At 71.6% G+C, this 21187-nt stretch carries 19 protein-coding genes; 16 read left to right on the top strand and 3 right to left on the bottom strand.

Annotated features, from left to right (window positions below):
- The first annotated feature begins 33 nt into the window (after window positions 1-33).
- Together dxr and ABD784_RS06285 are read left to right on the top strand one after the other, a co-directional pair.
- Entirely contained in the window at window positions 34-1299 is a 1266-nt protein-coding gene (dxr, locus tag ABD784_RS06290; protein ID WP_344881631.1) for a 1-deoxy-D-xylulose-5-phosphate reductoisomerase, read from the top strand.
- Entirely contained in the window at window positions 1296-2747 is a 1452-nt protein-coding gene (locus tag ABD784_RS06285) for a M50 family metallopeptidase (RefSeq protein ID WP_344881628.1), read from the top strand. Before dxr ends, ABD784_RS06285 begins: the two co-directional genes overlap by 4 nt.
- A 31-nt stretch (window positions 2748-2778) precedes the next feature.
- Here the strand turns inward: ABD784_RS06285 and ABD784_RS06280 are convergent, their stop codons facing one another.
- Window positions 2779-3765, bottom strand: coding sequence for a Gfo/Idh/MocA family protein (locus ABD784_RS06280; RefSeq protein ID WP_344881625.1), 987 nt, complete (start codon window positions 3763-3765; stop codon window positions 2779-2781).
- Between the two features lie 159 nt (window positions 3766-3924).
- Between ABD784_RS06280 and ABD784_RS06275 the strand changes: the two genes are divergently transcribed.
- From ABD784_RS06275 to ABD784_RS06235, 9 genes are all read left to right on the top strand, one after another.
- A complete protein-coding gene (locus ABD784_RS06275; RefSeq protein ID WP_344881622.1) occupies window positions 3925-5196 on the top strand; it encodes an ABC transporter substrate-binding protein in 1272 nt (423 codons plus the stop codon).
- Between the two features lie 74 nt (window positions 5197-5270).
- Window positions 5271-6287 (top strand): carbohydrate ABC transporter permease, encoded by a 1017-nt coding sequence (locus tag ABD784_RS06270; protein ID WP_344881619.1) that lies wholly within the window; start codon window positions 5271-5273, stop codon window positions 6285-6287.
- Window positions 6284-7261 (top strand): carbohydrate ABC transporter permease, encoded by a 978-nt coding sequence (locus ABD784_RS06265; RefSeq protein WP_344881616.1) that lies wholly within the window; start codon window positions 6284-6286, stop codon window positions 7259-7261. The genes ABD784_RS06270 and ABD784_RS06265 overlap by 4 nt, the downstream gene beginning before the upstream one ends.
- A 28-nt stretch (window positions 7262-7289) precedes the next feature.
- A complete protein-coding gene (locus ABD784_RS06260) occupies window positions 7290-8759 on the top strand; it encodes a GH1 family beta-glucosidase (protein WP_344881613.1) in 1470 nt (489 codons plus the stop codon).
- 26 nt (window positions 8760-8785) lie between these two features.
- A complete protein-coding gene (locus tag ABD784_RS06255; protein WP_344881610.1) occupies window positions 8786-9811 on the top strand; it encodes a LacI family DNA-binding transcriptional regulator in 1026 nt (341 codons plus the stop codon).
- A gap of 28 nt (window positions 9812-9839) precedes the next feature.
- The gene (locus ABD784_RS06250) at window positions 9840-10139 is read left to right on the top strand and encodes a YciI family protein (RefSeq protein ID WP_344881607.1); all 300 of its coding nucleotides are present in this window, start codon (window positions 9840-9842) and stop codon (window positions 10137-10139) included.
- A 174-nt stretch (window positions 10140-10313) separates the two neighbouring features.
- The gene (ispG, locus tag ABD784_RS06245) at window positions 10314-11465 is read left to right on the top strand and encodes a flavodoxin-dependent (E)-4-hydroxy-3-methylbut-2-enyl-diphosphate synthase (protein WP_344881604.1); all 1152 of its coding nucleotides are present in this window, start codon (window positions 10314-10316) and stop codon (window positions 11463-11465) included.
- A gap of 46 nt (window positions 11466-11511) precedes the next feature.
- The gene (locus ABD784_RS06240; RefSeq protein ID WP_344881601.1) at window positions 11512-12345 is read left to right on the top strand and encodes a GNAT family N-acetyltransferase; all 834 of its coding nucleotides are present in this window, start codon (window positions 11512-11514) and stop codon (window positions 12343-12345) included.
- Window positions 12346-12441: 96 nt separating this feature from the next.
- Window positions 12442-13305, top strand: coding sequence for an AraC family transcriptional regulator (locus ABD784_RS06235; RefSeq protein WP_344881596.1), 864 nt, complete (start codon window positions 12442-12444; stop codon window positions 13303-13305).
- Between the two features lie 68 nt (window positions 13306-13373).
- Here the strand turns inward: ABD784_RS06235 and ABD784_RS06230 are convergent, their stop codons facing one another.
- Window positions 13374-14549 carry a benzoate/H(+) symporter BenE family transporter gene (locus ABD784_RS06230; RefSeq protein ID WP_344881594.1) on the bottom strand — a complete coding sequence of 392 codons (1176 nt, stop codon included), beginning with the start codon at window positions 14547-14549 and terminating at the stop codon, window positions 13374-13376.
- Window positions 14550-14701: 152 nt separating this feature from the next.
- Here ABD784_RS06230 and ABD784_RS06225 point away from each other — a divergent pair, with 152 nt between their 5' ends.
- Window positions 14702-16507, top strand: coding sequence for a proline--tRNA ligase (locus ABD784_RS06225; protein WP_344881591.1), 1806 nt, complete (start codon window positions 14702-14704; stop codon window positions 16505-16507).
- Window positions 16508-16534: 27 nt separating this feature from the next.
- Window positions 16535-17362 carry a sulfite exporter TauE/SafE family protein gene (locus ABD784_RS06220; protein WP_425582934.1) on the top strand — a complete coding sequence of 276 codons (828 nt, stop codon included), beginning with the start codon at window positions 16535-16537 and terminating at the stop codon, window positions 17360-17362.
- A gap of 25 nt (window positions 17363-17387) precedes the next feature.
- Here the strand turns inward: ABD784_RS06220 and ABD784_RS06215 are convergent, their stop codons facing one another.
- Complete coding sequence (locus tag ABD784_RS06215; RefSeq protein WP_344881588.1) at window positions 17388-18794, bottom strand: prolipoprotein diacylglyceryl transferase; 1407 nt, start codon at window positions 18792-18794, stop codon at window positions 17388-17390.
- 241 nt (window positions 18795-19035) lie between these two features.
- On the opposite strand from ABD784_RS06215, the gene rimP reads away from it, so the two are divergent.
- From rimP to ABD784_RS06200, 3 genes are all read left to right on the top strand, one after another.
- The gene (rimP, locus tag ABD784_RS06210; RefSeq protein WP_344881584.1) at window positions 19036-19614 is read left to right on the top strand and encodes a ribosome maturation factor RimP; all 579 of its coding nucleotides are present in this window, start codon (window positions 19036-19038) and stop codon (window positions 19612-19614) included.
- Window positions 19615-20589, top strand: coding sequence for a transcription termination factor NusA (nusA, locus tag ABD784_RS06205; protein WP_344881581.1), 975 nt, complete (start codon window positions 19615-19617; stop codon window positions 20587-20589).
- A gap of 190 nt (window positions 20590-20779) precedes the next feature.
- On the top strand, window positions 20780-21112 hold the full coding sequence (locus ABD784_RS06200) for a YlxR family protein (protein WP_344881578.1): 333 nt from the start codon (window positions 20780-20782) through the stop codon (window positions 21110-21112).
- Window positions 21113-21187: the final 75 nt, after the last annotated feature.

Genomic DNA, 21187 nt, shown 5'->3' with positions numbered 1-21187 from the left:
GACCGGGCCGGTGGTGCGTCGGCGTCTGGAACAATGAGGCGGGTGAGCTCACCGCAGAACCCCGCCCCGCAGCCGTTCCCCGACCCGTCCCGGGACGGGCCCCGCCGGGTCGCCCTCATCGGCTCCACCGGCTCCATCGGCACGCAGGGGCTCGACGTGATCGCCGGCGCCCGGGACTCCGATGGCGGGCCGCGGTTCACCGTCGCCGCGCTCGCCGGCGGCTCGAACGTGGACCTGCTGGCACGGCAGGCCGTGGAGCACCGGGCCGAGGCCGTGGGCGCCGCCGGGGCCTCGCCGGAGGCCCTCGCCGCCGCGGTGGCCGCGGCCGCCGAGGCGGCGGGGACACCGGACTACCGGCCCGAGCTGCTCACCGGACCCGATGCCGCCGCGACCGTCGCGGGCTGGGCGAGCGCCGACGTCGTCCTCAACGGCATCACCGGCTCGATCGGCCTGGCCCCCACGCTCGCCGCCCTCCGGGCCGGCCACGTGCTCGCCCTGGCGAACAAGGAATCGCTGATCGTCGGCGGCGCACTGGTCAAGGACGCCGCGGCCCCCGGACAGATCGTGCCCGTCGACTCCGAGCACTCCGCCCTCGCGCAGGCCCTCCGCTCCGGGGACCCGGACGAGGTCTCCCGGCTGATCGTCACCGCCTCCGGCGGGCCGTTCCGAGGCCGGACCCGGGCCGAGCTCGCCGACGTCACGCCCGCCCAGGCCCTGGCCCACCCCACCTGGGACATGGGCCGCGTGGTCACCACCAACTCCGCGACGCTGGTCAACAAGGCGCTCGAGGTCATCGAGGCGCACCTGCTCTTCGACATCCCACTCGAGCGCATCGAGCCGGTCGTGCACCCGCAGTCGATCGTGCACTCCATGGTGGAGTTCGTCGACGGCTCGGTCATCGCGCAGGCCTCGCCGCCGGACATGCGCCTGCCGATCGCGCTGGGGCTCGCCTGGCCGCGGCGCGTCCCCGGCGCGGCTGCGGCCTGCGACTTCTCCCGTGCCGCCGAGTGGACGTTCGAGCCCCTCGACCACTCCACGTTCGGTGCGATCGAGCTGGCCAAGAGGGCGGCCGCCGCCTCCGCCACCCACATGGCCGTCTACAACGCGGCGAACGAGGAGGCCGTCGAGGCGTTCCACGCGGGCCGCATCGGCTTCCTGCAGATCGTCGACACGGTCGCCGAGATCGTCGAGGCGTACGACGCCGGCGCGACCGTCGGCGACGAGCTCACCGTCGCGTCGGTCCTGGCCGCCGAGGACTGGGCACGAAACCGCGCCCACGAGCGTTGGGGACTCCTGTGACTGTTCTGCTCTTCATCGTCGGCGTCCTGATCGTCCTCATCGGCGTCGGCGCCTCCATCGCCCTGCACGAGATCGGGCATCTGGTCCCGGCCAAGCTCTTCGGGGTGCGCACGCCGAAGTACATGATCGGGTTCGGCCCCACGCTCTGGTCCACCCGCCGCGGCGAGACCGAGTACGGCGTCAAGGCGATCCCGCTGGGCGGCTACGTCTCGATGATCGGCATGTTCCCGCCGGCGCGGGGCAAGGGCGACCTCGGGCGCACGGACTTCGGCGACCTCGGCGGCACCGCACCGGACGACGCGGTCGCCGGAGCCCCGGCCACCGGCGTCGACTCCGGGCGGACGCCGACCACCCGGCGATCCAGCACCGGGATCTTCCAGCAGCTGGCCGACGACGCGCGCCAGGCCTCGGCGGAGGAGCTCCAGCCCGGCGACGAGGACCGGCTCTTCTACAAGCTGCCCGTCTACAAGCGGATCATCATCATGCTCGGCGGGCCGGTCATGAACCTGGTCATCGGGTTCGTCCTGCTCGCCGTGCTGGTCAGCGGCGTGGGCACCTACCAGAACACCACCAGTGTCTCGACGGTCAACGAGTGCGTCCTCAGCTCCGCCGAGCAGGCCGAGCGGGCCGCCGCCGGCGAGGACTCCTGCCGGCCGGAGGACCCGCTGGCCCCGGCCTCTGCAGCGGGCCTGCGCCCCGGCGACCGCGTCGTCGAGTACGACGGCGTGCGCCTCGCCGCCTGGGAGTGGCAGCGGCTGACCGACCTGATCCGCTCCACGGCCGGGGAGACCGTCGAGGTCGTCTATATCCGCGACGGGGCCGAGCACACCGCCACGATCACGCCGCTGCTGACGGCGCGCCCGGAGCTGGATGCGATCGGCCGCCCCGTCACCGACGCCACGGGCGCGGTTCAGACCGTCGAGGTCGGCTTCGTCGGCATGGGGTCCGAGACCCGCCACATGACCCTCCCCGTCTCCGAGGTCCCCGAGAAGGTGGGGGAGAACGTCCGGGCCGTCGCCGACGTCGTCCTGGACCTCCCCGCCCGCATGGCGGCCGTGGCGCGCGCGGCGTTCACGGACGCGCCGCGCGACGTGAACGGGCCGATCTCCGTGGTCGGGGTCGGCCGCATCGCCGGCGAGGTCTCGGCGATGGAGGAGATCCCGCTGCGGGACCGGGCCTCCACGCTGGTGGGGCTCGTGGCGAGCCTGAACATCGCGCTCTTCGTGTTCAATCTGATCCCGCTGCTGCCCCTCGACGGCGGCCACGTGGCGGGCGCGCTGTGGGAGGCGATCCGCCGCGGCTTCGCCAAGCTGTTCCGGCGGCGCGACCCGGGCCCGGTGGACATCGCCAGGCTGCTCCCGGTGACGTACGTGGTCGCCGGGCTGCTGCTGGTCATGGGCGTCCTGCTGATCTACGCGGACATCGTCAAACCGGTCCAGCTGTTCTAGCGGCCACCGCCCCGCCTCGGCGGGACCCGGGTCAGCGGCGCTCGCCCGGGTAGACCACCCCGATCTGCCGGCGGACCTCGTCGAGGGTTCCCATGATCGCCACGGACTCGTCGAGCGTCAGCACATCGCCCTCGAGGCGTCCCTCCGCCACGAGCCGCTCCGCCGCGAGCGCCTGGTACTGCATGCCGCGTCCGGGCACCTCCGACGCGTAGCGCTCGATCACCGAGCCGTCCGCGCCGCAGTGGGTGAACCCGGTGGCGTTGTACCAGACCGCGTCGATCTCGATGCGGCCGGCCGTGCCGATGACGTGGGCATGGTTCGGACCCGCGGCACGCGAGGAGGACAGCGACGTCGAGATCGCGCCGCCGCCGTGGGTCAGAATCGTGGCGACCTCGGCGTCCGCCCCGGTCTCCGAGAGCCGCGCCGACGCCTTGACCGACGTCGGCTCGCCCAGGAGGTCCCACGCGAAGGAGACGGGGTAGACCCCGAGGTCCAGCAGGGATCCGCCGCCGAGCTCGAGGGCGTTGAGCCGGTGCGCCGGGTCGGTCGAGATCGACTGGGTGTGGTCCGCGAACACGGCCCGCACCTCGCCGATCCCGCCGGCGCCGACGATCTCGCGGACGCGGGCCATGTGCGGGAGATAGCGGCTCCACATGGCCTCCATGAGCAGCAGGCCCCTCGACCGCGCCAGGTCGCGCAGGCCGGCGGCCTCCTCGGCGTTGACCGTGAAGGGCTTCTCCAGCAGCACGTGCTTGCCGCGCTCCAGGGCCAGGGCCGCCGTCGCGTAGTGCGCGGTGTGCGGCGTGCCGATGTAGACGATGTCCACGGCATCGCTCGAGGCCAGCTCCTCGTAGGAGCCGTAGGCGTGCTCCAGGCCGAGCTCGGCGGCGAAGGCCTGTGCCGATGCGGGCGAACGGGAGCCGACCGCGGCGACGTCCAGTCCCGCGAGCTGCGCGTCGCGGGTGAACAGCCGGGCGATCAGGCCGGTGGCGAGGATTCCCCAACGGAGCTTCTGCATGGCCCGAACCTACCACCGAAACCGTCGGCGGAATGTGACGGTTGACACGATGGGAGCGCTCCCATATTGTCGTCGTCATCGTCTGGTGAGAGCGCTCCCACTTTGGTCGTCAGCGGGTCCGCCCCTCATCGCAGCAATCCTTCACAAGGAGTGAATCCCATGATCCGGAACACCACGCGTACCGGCCGGCGTCTCGCCGCGCTGACCGCCCTGGGCGCCGTCGGCGCGCTGGCACTCTCCGCCTGCGGCGGCGGCGACATCGCCGAGGGGGACGACGGCGGGCCCGTCACCCTGTCCATCTCGACGTTCAACGACTTCGGGTACACCGACGAGCTGCTCGCGGAGTACGAGGAGGCCAACGGCGTGGAGATCGTCCACAACCAGGCGGCCACGTCCAACGACGCGCGCACCAACTTCTTCCAGAAGCTCGGCAAGACGGGGCTGAGCGACATCGAGGCGGTGGAGGTCGACTGGTTCGCCGAGATGATGCAGTACTCGGACATGCTCGCCCCGGTCCCGGCGGAGCTGGAGGGCCGGTGGCTCGACTGGAAGGAGGGGGCCGCCACCGACGCGGAGGGCAACCTCGTCGGCTACGGCACGGACATCGGGCCGCAGGCCATCTGCTTCCGCGGGGACCTCTTCGAGGCGGCCGGTCTGCCCTCGGACCGCGCGGAGGTCGCCACCCTGTTCCCCACCTGGGACGCGTTCTTCGAGGTCGGCGCCCAGTACACCGAGGCCACCGGCAAGCCGTTCGTGGACTCCGCCAACTCCGTGTTCCAGGGCATCATGAACCAGCAGGAGAAGACCTACGAGGACACGGACGGCACCGTCCTCGCCACCGAGAACCCGGTGGTCCGCGAGGCCTACGACACCGTGGTGGAGCGGGCCGTGCCGATCTCGGCCTACGCCGGCCAGTGGTCGGAGGACTGGTACGCCTCCATGGCCAACGGCGAATTCGCCGCCATGCTCTGCCCGGGCTGGATGCACGGCATCATCGCGGGGGAGGCCCCGGAGGTCGAGGGGTGGGACGTCGCCAACGCCTTCCCCGGCGGCGGCTCCAACTGGGGCGGCTCCTACCTGGTGATCCCCGAGAACGGCCCCAACGTCGAGGAGGCCCAGAAGCTCGCCGACTGGCTGACCAGCCCGCAGACCCAGCTGAAGGCCTTCCAGAACGCTGGCACGTTTCCGAGCCAGGCCGAGGCGTACGAGGACCCGACCCTCGTCGACTCCACCAACGAGTACTTCAACGGTGCCCCCACCGGTGAGATCGGCATCGAGCGCTCCGAGGCCATCACCATCACGCCGCACAAGGGGCCGAAGTACTTCCAGTTCCACGACGCGCTGCAGAACGCCATCACCCGCGTCTTCGACGGCATCGAGGATCCAGAGACCAGCTGGAACACCTGGGTCGCAGAGGCGCAGAGCTTCTAGCCCCACCCGTAGCCGGCGGCGGGGCATCCGACCCGGGCCCCGCCGTCGCGCCCGTCGAGCGAAGGACCCTCCACGTGACCACCACCGAATCGCGCGCCCGCACCGAGGGGGAGAAGCCGGTGCGCGTCCTCTCCTTCTCCCAGCGACTGAGCCGCTGGGACCTGAGACTCTCCCCCTACCTCTACATCTCGCCGTTCTTCCTGCTCTTCGGGGCCGTCGGGCTCTTCCCGATCGTCTACACGGCGGTCATCTCCTTCATGGAGTGGGACATGGTCCGCGGCGAGGGAACGTTCGTGGGCTTCGAGCAGTACGCCTGGATCCTCACCCAGGCGAAGTTCTGGACCGCGCTGGGGAACACTTTCTCCATCTTCGTGCTCTCCTCGGTCCCGCAGCTGATCTTCGCGCTGTTCATCGCCGCGCTGCTGGACCGCAACATCCGTGCCAGGACGTTCTGGCGCATGTCCGTCCTGCTGCCGTACGTGGTGGCGCCGATCGCCGTCGGACTCATCTTCAACAACCTCTTCGCCGACCGGTTCGGCCTGGTCAACGAGATACTGAACACCCTCGGCCTCGAGTCCATCGGCTGGCACGTCGAGCCGTTCTGGGCCCACGTCGCGATCGCGACCATGGTCAACTACCGCTGGACCGGCTACAACGCGCTCATCCTGCTCGCCGCGATGCAGGCCGTCCCGCGCGACTACTACGAGGCGGCCACGGTGGACGGCGCCGGCCCGGTCCGCCAGTTCTTCGCGATCACCCTGCCGAGCCTGAAGCCGACCCTGATCTTCGTGGTCATCACGTCCACGATCGGCGGCCTGCAGGTCTTCGACGAGCCGCGCGTCTTCGACCAGTACGGCCTCGGCGGATCCGCCGGGCAGTGGCTGACCATCACGCTGTACCTCTACAACATCGGCTGGGGCGAGTGGAACTTCGGCCGGGCCTCCGCGATGGCCTGGATCCTGTTCATCATCATCCTGGCGATCGGCCTCCTCAACCTGCTGATCACCCGCGTGATGGTCGCGGACGAGGGCAGTCGGAACCCCCACGGCAAGCCCGCGCGCGGGCAGCGGAACAAGGAGCGCACCCCATGAGCCAGAGTACGACGACGCCGCGCGCCGCGGTGCCCGCCGGCACCCAGGGTGCCGGCGCACCGGATTCACCGCACCGGCCGAGCGCGCCGAGCGGTCCCGCGGGGCCGGCGGCATCGCGCAGGGCATCTCGCAGAGCATCGCGCAGGGTGAAGGGCGTCCGACCGGGCCCCTGGACCTACGCCGGGCTCGGCGTGGTCCTCGCCGGCGCGCTGTTCCCCTTCTACTGGTCCTTCCTCATCGGCTCCGGCGATGCGCAGACCCTGCGCGACCCGGACCGCTCGTGGATCCCCGGGACCAACTTCCTCGACAACGCCGCCGCCGTGGTCGGCGACCCGGCCGTGAACTTCTGGCAGGCCCTCTGGAACAGCCTGTACAGCTCCACGATCATCGCCGTGTCCGTGGTGGTGTTCTCCACGCTGGCCGGTTGGGCCTTCGCCAAGCTGAGGTTCAGGGGGCGGGGCCCGCTCCTGACGTTCGTGGTCGCCACCATGGCCGTCCCGCAGCAGCTGGGGGTGGTGCCGCTCTACCTCCTGTTCTCGGAGATCGGCTGGACGGGCCGGATCGGCGCGATCATCGTCCCGGTCCTCGTCAACGCATTCGGCGTCTTCTGGATGACCCAGTACCTGCGCCAGGCCGTTCCCGACGAGCTGATCGAGGCCGCCCGCGTGGACGGCGCCTCCATGTTCCGCACCTTCTGGACGGTGGGCGTCACGGCGGCACGCCCGGCCGCGGCCATGCTGTTCCTCTTCACGTTCGTGACCGCATGGAACAACTTCTTCTGGCCGTTCATCGTGCTGGACCGCCAGAACCCGACCCTCCCGGTGGCGCTGTCCCTGCTCCAGTCCAACTACTTCGTCGACTACTCGATCGTGCTCACGGGCGTCCTGCTCGCCACGGTTCCGCTCTTGCTGTTGTTCGCCTTCGCCGGTAGACAGCTAGTGAGCGGCATCATGGCGGGCGCCGTCAAGGGCTAGCCCCTCCTACCGAAAGGACCACCCATCCATGTCCATCTCCCGCACCGCCTCGCCGGCCGGCCACCTCGCGACCCGGCCGTTCCCGCAGGACTTCCTGTTCGGCGCGGCCACCGCCGCGTACCAGATCGAGGGGGCCGCGTTCGAGGACGGCCGCACGGCCTCCATCTGGGACCACTTCGCCCGCACGCCGGGCGCCGTCATCAACGCCGACAACGGCGACGTCGCCTGCGACCACTACCACCGGTACCGGGAGGACGTGGCCCTCATGAAGGACCTCGGCCTGCAGACCTACCGGTTCTCCACGTCGTGGTCCCGCGTGCGCCCGGACGGGGGCGCCGTGAACCGGGCGGGTGTGGACTTCTACCACCGCCTCGTCGACGAGCTCCTCGACGCCGACATCCTGCCGTGGCTGACCCTGCACCACTGGGACATGCCGCAGGCACTGGAGGAGGCCGGGGGCTGGACCAACCGGGACGTCGTCGAGCGCTTCACCGAGTACGCGTTGACGATGCACGACGCGCTGGGGGACCGGGTCAAGGTCTGGACCACGCTCAACGAGCCGTGGTGCTCCTCCTTCCTCTCCTACACGGCCGGCGTCCACGCGCCCGGGCGCCAGTCGGTGACCGACGGGCTGCTCGCCGCGCACCACCTGATGCTCGGGCACGGCACCGTGGTCGACGAGCTACGCAGCCGCGACGAGGGGCTGGACCTCGGCATCACGCTGAACCTCACGGTGGCCGACCCAGTGGACTCCGGGAACGAGGCCGACCTCGACGCGGCCCGCCGCATCGACGGGCAGTTCAACCGCTGGTTCCTGGACCCGATCTTCCGCGGCGCCTACCCGCAGGACGTCCTCGAGGACCTGCGCCGGGTCGATCCCCGCGCGGTGGACGCGCTGGAGGAGGCCACGCAGGACGGCGACCTCGCCACCATCTCGACGCGGATCGACGCGCTGGGGGTGAACTACTACCACGGCGAACTGGTCGGCGCCGAGGCCCCCGAGGAGGCCCCGCCCGGCGGTGACGCGTCCACGGACCGTCCCACCTCGAGCCCGTTCCCCTCCCACGAGGGCATCCACTGGCACGACCGCGGTCTGAGCCGCACGGGCATGCACTGGGAGGTGCAGCCCGAGGGCCTGACGCGACTCCTGCAGCGAGTGAGCGGCGAGTACTCCGCGCCGGCCGGGGTCGTGCTCTACGTGACGGAGAACGGCGCCGCGTACGACGACGAGCGGGTCGAGGAGGACGGCGCGAGCCGAGTGCATGACGCCGAGCGCGTCGAGTTCGTGCGCGCGCACCTGAATGCCGTGCTGGAGGCCCGCGAGGCCGGTGTGGACGTGCGCGGGTACTTCTACTGGTCCCTGCTGGACAACTACGAGTGGGCCTGGGGCTACGAGAAGCGTTTCGGCATCGTCTACGTCGACTACGCGACGCAGGAACGCTTGGTCAAGGACAGCGGCCTCGAGTATCGTCACATCATCTCTGAGCGGGCGATCTGAGCCTGCCGCCGGACGCTAGGAGCACGATGACAGCAGGGCGGGGCACCAGGCCCAGCGCGGCGACGGTGGAGCAGGTGGCCGAGCGCGCCGGAGTGTCCCGCTCCACCGTGTCCCGGGTGGTCAACGGCGGCAGCCGGGTCAGCCCCGCGGCGCTCGCGGCCGTCCGGGCCGCCATCGAGGAGCTCGACTACGTGCCCAACCGGGCCGCCCGTTCCCTGGCCTCGCGTCAGACGCACGCGATCGCGCTCGTGGTCCCCGAGGACACCAACCGGTTCTTCGGGGACCCGTTCTTCGCCGCGATCGTCGCCGGGATCAACGCCGCCATCACCGACTCGGACTACGTCCTGAATCTCTTCATCGCCTCGAACGACCCGGGCTCGAAGACCACCCGGTACCTGACGGGCGGCAACGTCGACGGGGCGATCGTGGTCTCCCACCACACGGCGGACACGTTCGTGAACCGGATCGCCGAGGCGGTGCCCCTGGTCTTCGGCGGCCGTCCGGCCGTGCCCAGGGACGCGTACTACTACGTCGACGTCGACAACGTCGCCGGCGGCCGGCTCGCCACCCGGCACCTGATCGATGCCGGGCACCGGCGGATCGCCACGATCGCCGGCCCGGGCACGATGCCGGCCGGCGAGGACCGGCTGCTCGGCTTCCGGTCCGAGCTCGCCGACGCCGGGCTGGAGCCGTTCGCCGTCGAGTCCGGCGGCTTCACCGCCGAGGGCGGCGCCGCGGCCGCCCTGCACCTGCTGCAGGAGCACCCCGGTGCGCGCCCGGACGCGATCTTCGCCGCCAGCGACCTCATGGCTCGCGGCGCGGTCCGCGCCCTCGCCTCGGTCGGGGTCCGCGTGCCGGAGGACATCGCCGTGATCGGCTTCGACGACTCGCCCGTCGCCGTCGCCGAACGCCCCTATCTGACGACGGTCCGCCAGCCCTCGCGGCGCCAGGGCGAGGCCATCACCGAGGTCCTGCTCGCCCGGCTGGCCGGCGCGGAGCCGCAGCACGCGACCATCCTCGACTGCGAGCTCGTCCCGCGGGAGACGGCCTAGGTCAGCTCGGGAAAGTACACTGTGGCGCATGAGTCTGTTTGCCGTCGAATACGTGTACGCCCCGGACACCGAGGAGGCCCGCGCCGAACACCGCGCCCAGCACCGCGAGCTGCTGGCGGGCCTGCAGGATCCGCAGGCCGTGAAACTCGTGGCCTCCGGCCCCTACGGGGACGGGTCGGGCGCCCTGCTGATCTTCGCCGCGGCCGGTGAGGAGGCCGTGCACGACGTCCTGAAGCAGGACCCCTTCGTGGCCCAGGGGCTGGTGGCCAACGCCAAGGTGACCGAGTGGAACCCCGTCACCGGGGAACTCTCCGCCTACGCGTCCTGACGCCGTCGCCCGGCGTCCGGCGCTCCGGGCCGGCTCCGTCCGCCGTGAGCTGAACCTCCGGTTGCGGCGGTCACAGGGGCCGGACCCGGGCGCGCCCGGCGGCGTACGATGGATGCAGCGGACCGGCGCGACCGCGTCGTCCGCCCGCTCGACCGACTTCATCTTGGAGGATCCGTGACCGCCGTCTCCCTCGGCATGCCGTCCGCCCCGCCGCCCGTGCTCTCGCCGCGGCGCAGGACCCGTCAGTTCAACGTGGGCAAGGTCGGCATCGGATCGGACTCCCCGATCAGCGTGCAGTCGATGACGACCACCAAGACGCACGACATCAACTCCACGCTCCAGCAGATCGCCGAGCTCACGGCCGCCGGCTGCGACATCGTGCGCGTGGCCTGCCCCACGGACAAGGACGCCGAGGCGCTGCCGATCATCGCGCGCAAGTCCCAGATCCCGGTGATCGCCGACATCCACTTCCAGCCGAAGTACGTCTTCGCCGCCATCGAGGCCGGGTGCGGCGCGGTGCGCGTGAACCCGGGCAACATCCGGAAGTTCGACGACCAGGTCAAGGAGATCGCCGCGGCCGCCAAGGACCACGGGACCTCCATCCGCATCGGCGTCAACGCCGGATCGCTGGACCCCCGCCTGCTGCAGAAGTACGGCAAGGCCACCCCGGAGGCCCTCGTCGAGTCCGCCATCTGGGAAGCGTCGCTGTTCGAGGAGCACGGCTTCCGCGACTTCAAGATCTCCGTCAAGCACAACGACCCCGTGGTCATGGTCCGGGCCTACGAGCTCCTCGCCGAGGCCGGCGACTGGCCGCTGCACCTGGGCGTGACGGAGGCCGGTCCCGCCTTCCAGGGCACCATCAAGTCCGCCACCGCGTTCGGGGCGCTCCTGTCCCAGGGCATCGGGGACACCATCCGCGTCTCCCTCTCGGCCCCGCCGGTCGAGGAGGTCAAGGTCGGCAGCCAGATCCTCGAGGCCCTGAACCTGCGCCCGCGCAAGCTGGAGATCGTCTCCTGCCCGTCCTGCGGTCGGGCGCAGGTGGACGTCTACACGCTGGCCGACGAGGTCACGGCCGGACTGGAGGGCATGGAGGTCCCGCTGCGCGTGGCCGTCATGGGCTGCGTCGTCAACGGCCCGGGCGAGGCCCGCGACGCCGACCTGGGTGTGGCCTCGGGCAACGGCAAGGGCCAGATCTTCGTCAAGGGCGAGGTCATCAAGACCGTCCCGGAGAGCGAGATCGTCGAGACCCTGATCGAGGAAGCCATGCGCATCGCCGAGGAGATGGAACCGGTTGAGGGCGGCTCCCCTTCCATCAGCGTCTCCTAGCGCCCCCGCCGCGACTGCTGGGCCGGGCGACCGGCTCAGCCGTCACGTGCGCGTCCTGACGGGCGAGCACACCGCGGCGCTGCAGGACCTGACGGTCCTGGATCCGGTTGCGCACATCTTCATCCAGTCCCAGTTGGACGGATACGGCACCGCCGAGCCCGCACCCGCGAGCTCCGGCGGTGCGCTGTTTCTCGGGTACTTCGAGGACGACGAGCTGCTCAGCGCCTGCTGGGTCGGCTCCAACGTGGTGCCCCTGACGGCGACGGAGCACCAGGGGAGGCGCTTCGGTGAGGCGATCCGCCGGCTCGACCGGCACTTCTCCTCGGTCTTCGGCCCGGCTGAGGCCGTGCACGGCATCTGGGAGGCACTCCGCCACGGCCGCCAGCGCGCCTTCAGCGTCCGGGAGCGGCAGCCGCTCCTGGCGACCGCCACGCCGTCGTCCGTGGCCCCCGCCGCCACCCTCCGCCGGGCGCGGCCGGAGGAGTACGACGTCGTGCTCCCGGCCAGCGCCGCCATGTTCGAGGAGGAGCTGGGCTACTCCGCGCTCGCCACCGGCGGGGACTACTACCGCCGGCGGGTGAGGTCCCTGATCGTGCGCGGGCACTGCCTGGTGGACATCGAGCCGCCCGGGGGCGTGAAGTTCAAGGCGGACCTCGGGACCGTGACGCCCGCGGCGGCCCAGATCCAGGGGGTCTGGCTGGCCCCGGAGCTGCGCGGCCGGGGCCTGTCCACCAGCTACATGTCCGCGATGCTGAACTACACGCTGGACGCCGCACCCATCGCGAGCCTCTACGTCAACGACTACAACGAGTCGGCGCTGGCGTCCTACCGCCGCGTCGGCTTCGAGCGGGTCGGCGAGTTCGCGACCGTCCTGTTCTAGGCCGCTCCCGGCGGGGGAGCACTTTCGGGCACGGATCATCGGGCGGGCACCCGCCGGCGCTCCGTAGGCTCGAGGACGAGAGATGGGGAGGCCGGCGTGCACCTGTGGAATGAAGCGATCGAGCTGATCGAGTCGAGGCTCGGCGATGACCTGGTCATCGCCGACGCCGCGCGTGCGGCGGCCACCAGCGAGTACCACTTCAGGCGGATGTTCTCCACGCTGGCCGGCATGCCGGTCTCCGAGTACGTGCGCCGACGCCGGATGACGCTGGCCGCGGCGCACCTCGTGGCCGGGGACGGAGTCCTCGACACGGCCGTCCGCTACGGCTACTCCTCCGCCGAGGCGTTCGGGCGGGCCTTCCGCACCGTCCACGGCATGACTCCGGCCCAGGCCCGCGTCGCCGGTGCCCGGCTGGCCTCCCAGCCCCGTCTCTCGTTCCACCTACGAGTAGAAGGGACGACGCTGATGAAGCATCGCATCGTCGAACTGCCCGACCTCAAACTGGTCGGGCTCAGAGCAGCAGTGCCGGTCGTGTACTCCGGCCCCAACCAGGCCATCATCGACTTCGAGCGCTCGATCGGGACGGAGACCCGCCAGCGGCTCGGGGACCTGAACGACGTCGAGCCCCGAGGGCTGCTGTCGGTCACCGCGGGCAACGACCCCGACATCGCCGAGGGGACCCGGGTCGACTACTGGCGGGCGGCGGCGAGCTCGCTGCCGACGCCGCCGGAACTCGAGGAACTCACCGTCCCCGCGGGGCGCTGGGTCGTGTTCGAGGCCGAAGGCGAGATGCCGCAGGCCGCGCAGCGCCTCTGGGCCGATGCCGCCGCCGAGTGGTTCCCCTCCAACCCGTACCGCTGGGCGCCGGGGCCACAGCTGATGCAGGCGGAGATGGAGGCGGGTTCCACCCGTGGGCGCGCCGGACTGTGGATCCCGGTGGAGGCCGAGCCGGTGGGCTAGGTGGGCCCCGGGAGCCGGCGACGGACGGCCGCCCGAGGGGTCAACGGCGCCGGGCGCCTCCGATTCGGTCAGGAGGGGGCGCGCGGGGCACGCCTGACCGTCAGGAGCAGGAAACCGCCCGCGACGAGCCCCCAGAAGGCCGACCCCACGCCGGCGATGGTGGTGCCCGAGGCCACCACGAGGAATGTCCCGAGCGCCACGAGCCGGTGGTCCGGACGCTCGAACGCCGTGCCCACGGCGTTGATCATCGCGCCCATCAGGGCCAGGCCGGCGGCCGCCTGGATCAGCGACGGCGGCGCGGCCTCCACCAGGAGGGTCGCCAGCGGAGCCGCCAGACCGAGCACCAGATAGGTGGCCCCGCCGGCGAAGGCCGCGATCCAGCGCCGTTCCGTGTCCGCATGGGCGTCGGGACCGGCCATGATGGCCGCCGACAGGGCGGCGAGGTTCATCGGCGGGGCGGCGGCCAGGGCGCCGAGGCCGCTCGCGGCCCCGGTGCTCAGCAGGACCGAGCGGCTGATGTCGCGGCGGTAGCCGAACGTCGTCAGGACCGCGAAGCCGGGGATGTTCTGGCCCGCCATGGTCACGATGTAGAGGGGCACGCCCAGAGCGACCATGACGGCCGGGTCCCAGACCGGGGCGACGAGGGCGAGGGCCGGCCAGCCGGGCTGGCCGGCGGCGGAGGGCTCCGCGACGAACGCGACCCCGACCGCGGTGGCGGCCATCGCCGCCGGCACCGCCCAGCGGGGTGCGAACCGCTGCAGCACCAGCCAGACCAGGATGATCGGCAGCGCCACGAGCGGGAGCTCGACGGCGGCCGTGACGGGGGCGAGGCAGATCGGGAAGAGGATGCCGGCGAGCATGGCGGCCGCGATCGACGGCGGGATCCGGTTGATCAGCCGCCCGAGCACGGGCCAGCAGCCCGTGAGGACGATGAGCGCGGCGCACAGCACGAACCCGCCGACGGCCGCGGCGAAATCGTCCGTGACCGCGCCCGCGGTCACGAGCAGCGCGGCGCCCGGCGTCGACCAGGCGAAGGAGACCGGCATGCGGTAGCGCCAGCTCAGGAGCATGGCCAGCCCGCCCTGCGCCAGACAGAGCACGAGCAGGGCGGAGGATAGCTGCCCCGGCGTGGCGCCGACGGCCGTCAGGCCGGCGAGGACGATCGCGAAGGACGACGCGAAGCCGGTGACGGCGCCGACGATTCCGGCCGAGACCGGCTGGGAGAGATCCGAGATGGTGGGCACGGAGGTCCACTCTATTGACCGGGGCACCGCGGTGTCGCGACGGCGGTTCCCGATGACGCGTTCTGCCGCGTCGTCACGCTACAGTGGGGGTTCAACACCGCCCTGTGCGGGAGTGAGGATTTGTACTGAGAAGTTCGTAGATCGGAACGCTAGTGGCCCTTCGCCTGTCCAACCTGTTCTTGCGCACGCTCCGCGACAACCCCGCGGATGCGGAGGTCGCCAGCCATCAGCTGCTCGTCCGCGCCGGCTATATCCGGCGCGCGGCCCCGGGAATCTATACCTGGCTGCCGATGGGACTGAAGGTACTGGGCAAGGTGGAGCAGATCATCCGCGAGGAGATGAACGCCATCGGCGGCCAGGAGGTCTCCTTCCCGTCGCTGCTGCCGCGCGAGCCCTACGAGGCCACCGGGCGCTGGACGGAGTACGGCGACGCCCTGTTCCGCCTCCAGGACCGCAAGGAGGGCGACTATCTCCTGGCCCCCACCCACGAGGAGATGTTCACCCTCCTGGTCAAGGACCTGTACAACTCGTACAAGGACCTGCCGGTGTACCTCTACCAGATCCAGCAGAAGTACCGCGACGAGGCCCGCCCCCGTGCCGGGCTCCTCCGCGGGCGCGAGTTCATCATGAAGGACTCCTACTCCTTCACGATCGACGACGAGGGCCTCGAGGAGGCCTACCAGAAGCACCGCGCCGCGTACCTGAAGATCTTCGCGCGCCTCGGCCTCGAGGTCGTCCCGGTCGCCGCGACCGCCGGCGCCATGGGCGGCTCCCGGTCGGAGGAGTTCCTGCACCCGACCCCGATCGGCGAGGACACGTTCGTCCGCTCGGTCGCCGGCTACGCCGCCAACGTCGAGGCCGTCACCACGGTGGTCCCCGAGGAGATCCCGTACGACGACGCCCCGGCCTTCCAGGTGCGCCACACCCCCAACACGCCGACGATCGACACGCTCGTCGAGTCCGCCAACGAACTCGCGCCCCGCGAGGACCGTCCCTGGACGGCCGCGGACACGCTCAAGAACGTCGTCCTGGCCGCCACGCTGCCCACGGGGGAGCGCGAGCTCGTCGTCATCGGTGTGCCGGGCGACCGGGCCGTGGACCTCAAGCGCGTGCAGGCCAATCTCGCCACCCACCTCGGGGTCGGCGGGGAAGTCGCCGTCGAGCAGGCCACCGAGGAGGACCTCAAGATCCAGCCGCTGCTGGTCAAGGGCTACGTCGGTCCCGGCCTCGGCCACGAGCACCAGGTCCTCGGCCGCGACGCCGCGTCGGGCATCCTCTTCCTCGTGGACCCGCGCATCGTCTCCGGCACCACCTGGATCACGGGCGCCAACGTCCGTGGCCAGCACGTCTTCGGGCTGGTCGCCGGGCGGGACTTCACCTGGGACGGCACCATCGAGGCCGTCGAGGTCCGCGAGGGCGATCCGGCTCCGGACGGCTCCGGCCCGCTGGAGACGGCCCGCGGCATCGAGCTCGGCCACATCTTCCAGCTCGGCCGCAAGTACGCCGAGTCCCTGCACCTGAAGGTCCTCGACGCCAACGGCAAGCAGACCACCGTAACCATGGGCTCCTACGGCATCGGTGTCACCCGTGCGGTCGCCGCGATCGCGGAGGCGTACCACGACGACAAGGGCCTGGTCTGGCCGCGCGTCGTCGCACCGGCCGACGTCCACGTGATGGTCACCGGCAAGGGCGAGGAGCTGGTCCCGGCGGCCGAGGACCTCGTCGCCGAGCTCGAGGCCCAGGGCGTCGAGGTCCTGTTCGATGACCGGCCCAAGGTCTCCGCCGGCGTGAAGTTCGGCGACGCGGAGCTGATCGGCGTGCCGACCGTCGCCGTCATCGGCCGCGGCTACGCCGAGGGCGTCGTGGAGGTGAAGGACCGCGCGAGCGGCGAGCGGGAGAACGTCCCGACCGCCGAGGTCGTGGACTACATCGTCCACGCCGTCCGCGGTCAGCACTAGCCGGCCCCGGCGTTACCGGTTCCGGACGTGGAGCTCTTCACCGGCGCTGAATTCGGCTTCCTGGACGGGTCCGGCCTCGACGGCATCCAGGCCGGGACACTGGCCCTGATCGTTCTCGTCGGCTTCGCCGCCGGGTGGATCGACGCCGTCGTCGGCGGGGGCGGGCTGCTCCAGCTGCCCGCCCTCCTGCTGGTCCCCGGCGTCAGCCCGGTCCAGGCCCTGGCCACCAACAAGCTGGGTTCCATCTTCGGGACCACCACGAGCGCCGTGACCTACTACCGTCGCGTCCACCCGGACCTCAGGACAGCCATTCCCATGGCCCTGATCGCCCTCGCCGGGAGCTTCGGCGGCGCCGTGGTGGCCACGCTGCTGCCCCCGGCGGTCTTCAAGCCGATCATCGTCGCGGCGCTCGTCGCCGTCGCCGTGTTCACCGCGGTCAAGCCGACGGTCGGGGAACTGACGCAACTGCGGCACCAGGGTGCCAGGCACTACGTCGCCGCCGGCACGATCGGGGCGATCATCGGCTTCTACGACGGGATGATCGGCCCCGGGACCGGTTCCTTCCTGATCATCGCCATGGTGATCGCGATGGGCTACAACTTCCTGGACGCCTCGGCCAAGGCCAAGCTGGTCAACATGGCCACGAATCTCGGCTCCCTGGTCTTCTTCATTCCCACCGGCCACGTCCTGTGGGGCCTCGGACTGGCCCTCGGGGTCGCCAACATGCTCGGCGGCTACACGGGGGCACGCATGGCCGTGACCCGGGGCAGCAAGTTCATCCGGATCGTGTTCCTGATCGTCGTCTCCGTCCTGATCCTCCGGCTCGGGTACGACGTCGTCGTCGAGAACTTCTGACCCTCCGCCGTCGGGTCGAGAGCGCCTAGCCCTCCGCCGTCAGCGTGAGCCAGGGCTCCTCGGTCGCGCGCGCGGTGGCCGCGAGCGCCTCGACCAGGAGCCAGCCGCGCTGGGAGACCGGGGCGGCCGCGGCGGCGTCGCGCAGCGCGAGGGCCAGCTGGACCTCCGTCTCCGCGAGCGCGTCCGGCAGTTCCGGGTCGGCGGGTGCCGCGTAGGCCGGTTCCCGCACCGCCACGCAGCCCTGCGGCAGCAGATCGGCGAGCCGGTCGCCGAGGGCCTCGCGCCGATCGGCGGTGGGCCACCAGGCGGCCGGGTCCGCGACCGGCGAAGCGGCCAGCGGCTCGCCGAGGCCCGCAGCGGACTCCTCGGCGCCGGTCGAGGGATCGCCGACGACTCCCTGGTCCGGCCAATCGACCTGCGAGCGGACCGCGCCGTACTCGTACAGGTACGCCGTCCGGTAGGCCGCGTCGGCGGCGGCCGCGACCGGCGCGCACCGCTCCCCGGCCACGGGCTCGGGCGCCTCCCGGGACGGCGACGCGGCACCGGACGGTGCCTCGGCGTCGGAGTGCGTCGCCTCCGGCGCAGCGCTCCCGGTCTCCGCGCTCTCGCGGCCCGCGCCTCCGGTCTGCCCCGCATCGGTCCCCGCCGTCGGGGACGCCGCGTCGTCGGATGCCCGGTCCGGGGCGTCCGGGCTGGACCCAGCTACCGACGGTGCAGCTGCCGACGGTGCAGCGGTCGACGGTGCAGCGGTCGACGGCGCCGACGCGGACTCGAGCGCCGCGGCGCCGACCTCGGCGCGCAGCGCCTCGGCCCGCTCGGCGTCGAGGGTCTCGAGGGCCTGGATCTGCTCCAGCCCCACGGCGACGAGCGTGCGCAGGCGCTCGGGCGCCACGGCACCGTGCCCCTCGTCGCGTCCGCCCTCGTGCCCGTCCTCCTGCCCGCCCTCGGGTCCGGTCGCGGGGTCGAGGGGGGCCCGCAGCGCCGTCTGGAGGATCAGCCGGGCCGTGGCCTCCAGCTGGTCGGCGAACCCGGCCACGTCGTCGGCCGGCGGGATCACCGGCTCCCGGGGATCGCTCTCCGGAAGCCACGAGAAGAGGGGCTCCGTGGTCTGGGGCGGGCCGAGCAGACGGCTCTGCCGGGAGACCGACTCCCGCAGCGTGGCGGGGAGCTCCCCGCCCAGGGCAGCGGCTCCCGCGGCCAGCGCGGCGACGTGTTGTTCGACACTCGGATCCGCGGCCTGCTCGGGGTCGCGGGCCCCGCCCGTGATGGCTGTCGTGCCGAGGGCGACGATGATCAGCGCCAGGATCGCGAAGACTGTCAGCTGCCGGAGCCCCCGCTTCAGGCGAGCCGAGCGCGGGGGCCGGGGCGCGCCGTCGTGCGCCCGTCCTCGGCCGGAGGGTGCGGATCTCGGGGGGCTGGGGCGCTGGCTCATCGCCTCCGATCATCCCACGCGGCCGCCGGCACCCGGGCGATCCGGCCCGGTGCGGCCGCCGCGGCGGTGCCGTGGACCCGCCCGGGCAGACGGTGCCCATTCCACCGGGGGAGCCCGCCGCGTCCGTGACGGGCGTCCCACCCCGGGGCGGGACCGCGCCGGCCGGGATGGTCCGGCCCCAGCGGGAGCCGGTGAAAATCGATAGTCTGGTGCGCACAACATCGAATATGTGGGAGGAACAATGTCCGGGAAGCCGGAAGAGACCCAAGCAGAGGCCGCCCGCCTCGCGGACTACCTGAGGCCCACCGTCGCCGCCCACGGCCTGATCCTGGAAGATGTTGAGATCCGCCGTTCGGCCGACCACCGGGCGCTCCATGTGGTCGTGGACCGCGCCGAGGGCACGGAGGGCGTCGACCTCGACACGATCGCCGAGGTCTCCCAGTCCGTGTCCGCCGCGCTCGACGCCGACCCCCACGACACGGACGCCCCGTACGACCTCGAGGTCTCGTCCTTCGGCGTGAGCCGCCCGCTGACGGAGCCGCGCCACTGGCGCCGGAACCTCGGCCGGCTGGTCGCCGCCAATATCGCCGGCGACGAGAACATCACCGGACGGCTCACCGAGGTCACGGACGACGGCGTCGTCCTCGTGCCGCAGCTGCCCGTGAAGAAGGGCATGAAACCCAAGACCGGCGAACCCGTACGGGTGCCGTTCGACCAGATCCGCCGGGGCAGGGTGGAGGTCGAGTTCAACCGACCCGCCGGCGACGGCACAGAAGACTTCGTCGACCTCCAGGTCGACGGGCAGGCAGAGGAGGCCTAGATGGACATCGATATGGGAGCACTGCGCCTCCTGGTCAGCGAGCGCGGCATCTCGCTCGAGAGGCTGATCCCGACGATGGAGCAGGCGTTGCTCGCGGCGTACCACAAGACGCCCGGCGCCTTCACGGCCGCCCGGGCGGAGATGGACCCGCGGACCGGTCACGTGACCATCTGGGCCAAGGAGATCGAGCATAACGGCGAGGTCGTCGGCGAGTTCGACGACACCCCGGAGGGCTTCGGGCGGATCGCCGCCTCGACCGCCCGGCAGGTGATCATGCAGCGCCTGCGCGACGCCGAGGACGACAGCATCCTCGGACGTTTCAAGGGCAAGGAGGGCGAGCTGATCTCCGGGCAGATCCAGCAGGGCAACAACCCACACATGGTGCAGGTGGACCTCGGCGAGATCGAGGGCCTGCTCCCGCCGCCCGAGCAGGTCCCCGGGGAGGACTACTCCCACGGCCGCCGCATCCGCGCCTACGTGACCGGCGTGAGCAAGGGCCTCAAGGGACCGTCGATCACGCTCTCGCGCTCGCACCCGAACCTGGTCCGCCGGCTCTTCGAGTTCGAGGTCCCCGAGATCGCCGACGGCACGGTGGAGATCGTGGCGCTGGCCCGCGAGGCCGGCCACCGCACCAAGATGGCGGTCCACGCCCGCAAGCCCGGCATCAACGCGAAGGGCGCCTGCATCGGCGAGATGGGAACCCGTGTGCGCGCGGTCATGAGCGACCTGAACGACGAGAAGATCGACATCGTCGACTATGACGAGGACCCGGCCAAGTTCATCGCCGCCGCGCTCTCCCCGTCGAAGGTCAGCTCGGTCACCATCGTCGACGAGGCGGCCCGCCAGGCCCGCGTGGTGGTCCCCGACTACCAGCTCTCGCTGGCGATCGGCAAGGAGGGCCAGAACGCCCGCCTCGCCGCCAAGCTGACGGGGTGGCGCATCGACATCGTCTCCGACGCCAGGGCCGCCGAGTAGCGGCTCCCCGCGTCGGCGTCGGGGGAGCGCGCCCCGCCCACGAGCGGGCCGGGGCGACGAGTCGGTCCCGGCGCGGTAGACTGGACTACGGCTCACCTGCGGGTCCGCATCGCTGTGCGGTCCGCCGGGGGCCGGAGTGTGTTGGCGAGTACCCGCAGTCATGCGGGGCAGGCAGGAGATACGACGTCACGTGAGCGAGCAGCAGAGCCCGCAGCGGACGTGCATCGGATGCCGACAGGTCGCCGACCAGACTCAGCTGATGCGTTGGGTGAGGGAGAAGAGCGAGGGCGGCCAGACCGCCGTCGTCCCGGATCTCCGCCGACGCATGTCCGGACGTGGTGCATGGCTGCACCCGGATCCGGCGTGTGCTGCAGCAGCCGCCAAGAAGCGGGCGTTCAACCGGGCCTTCCGGGCCCAGGTGTCCATGCCCGACGAGGCGCAGCTGACCGCAGCCATCGACGCGTTCCACTCCATGGGGCGCGCCGACGTAACCGTCCAACCTGAAAGCGGGTCAGAAATCTGATGGAAACCCGATGAGCGGCAAGCGATGAGCGCCTAGCTATGACATACGAGTTATGCGCCGCAACCGGTGCGCCGC

This window comes from Zhihengliuella alba (assembly GCF_039538765.1).
Classification (GTDB): Bacteria; Actinomycetota; Actinomycetes; order Actinomycetales; family Micrococcaceae; genus Zhihengliuella; species Zhihengliuella alba.
This window is presented reverse-complemented; position numbering and strand designations above follow the sequence as displayed.

Coding starts and splice junctions, on each gene's coding strand:
- ABD784_RS06265 (WP_344881616.1), top strand. CDS start 6,284: ATGAGCCAGAGTACGACGACGCCGCGCGCCGCGGTGCCCGCCGGCACC.
- ABD784_RS06255 (WP_344881610.1), top strand. CDS start 8,786: ATGACAGCAGGGCGGGGCACCAGGCCCAGCGCGGCGACGGTGGAGCAG.
- ABD784_RS06275 (WP_344881622.1), top strand. CDS start 3,925: ATGATCCGGAACACCACGCGTACCGGCCGGCGTCTCGCCGCGCTGACC.
- ABD784_RS06215 (WP_344881588.1), bottom strand. CDS start 18,794: ATGAGCCAGCGCCCCAGCCCCCCGAGATCCGCACCCTCCGGCCGAGGA.
- dxr (WP_344881631.1), top strand. CDS start 34: ATGAGGCGGGTGAGCTCACCGCAGAACCCCGCCCCGCAGCCGTTCCCC.
- nusA (WP_344881581.1), top strand. CDS start 19,615: ATGGACATCGATATGGGAGCACTGCGCCTCCTGGTCAGCGAGCGCGGC.
- ABD784_RS06280 (WP_344881625.1), bottom strand. CDS start 3,765: ATGCAGAAGCTCCGTTGGGGAATCCTCGCCACCGGCCTGATCGCCCGG.
- rimP (WP_344881584.1), top strand. CDS start 19,036: ATGTCCGGGAAGCCGGAAGAGACCCAAGCAGAGGCCGCCCGCCTCGCG.
- ABD784_RS06260 (WP_344881613.1), top strand. CDS start 7,290: ATGTCCATCTCCCGCACCGCCTCGCCGGCCGGCCACCTCGCGACCCGG.
- ABD784_RS06250 (WP_344881607.1), top strand. CDS start 9,840: ATGAGTCTGTTTGCCGTCGAATACGTGTACGCCCCGGACACCGAGGAG.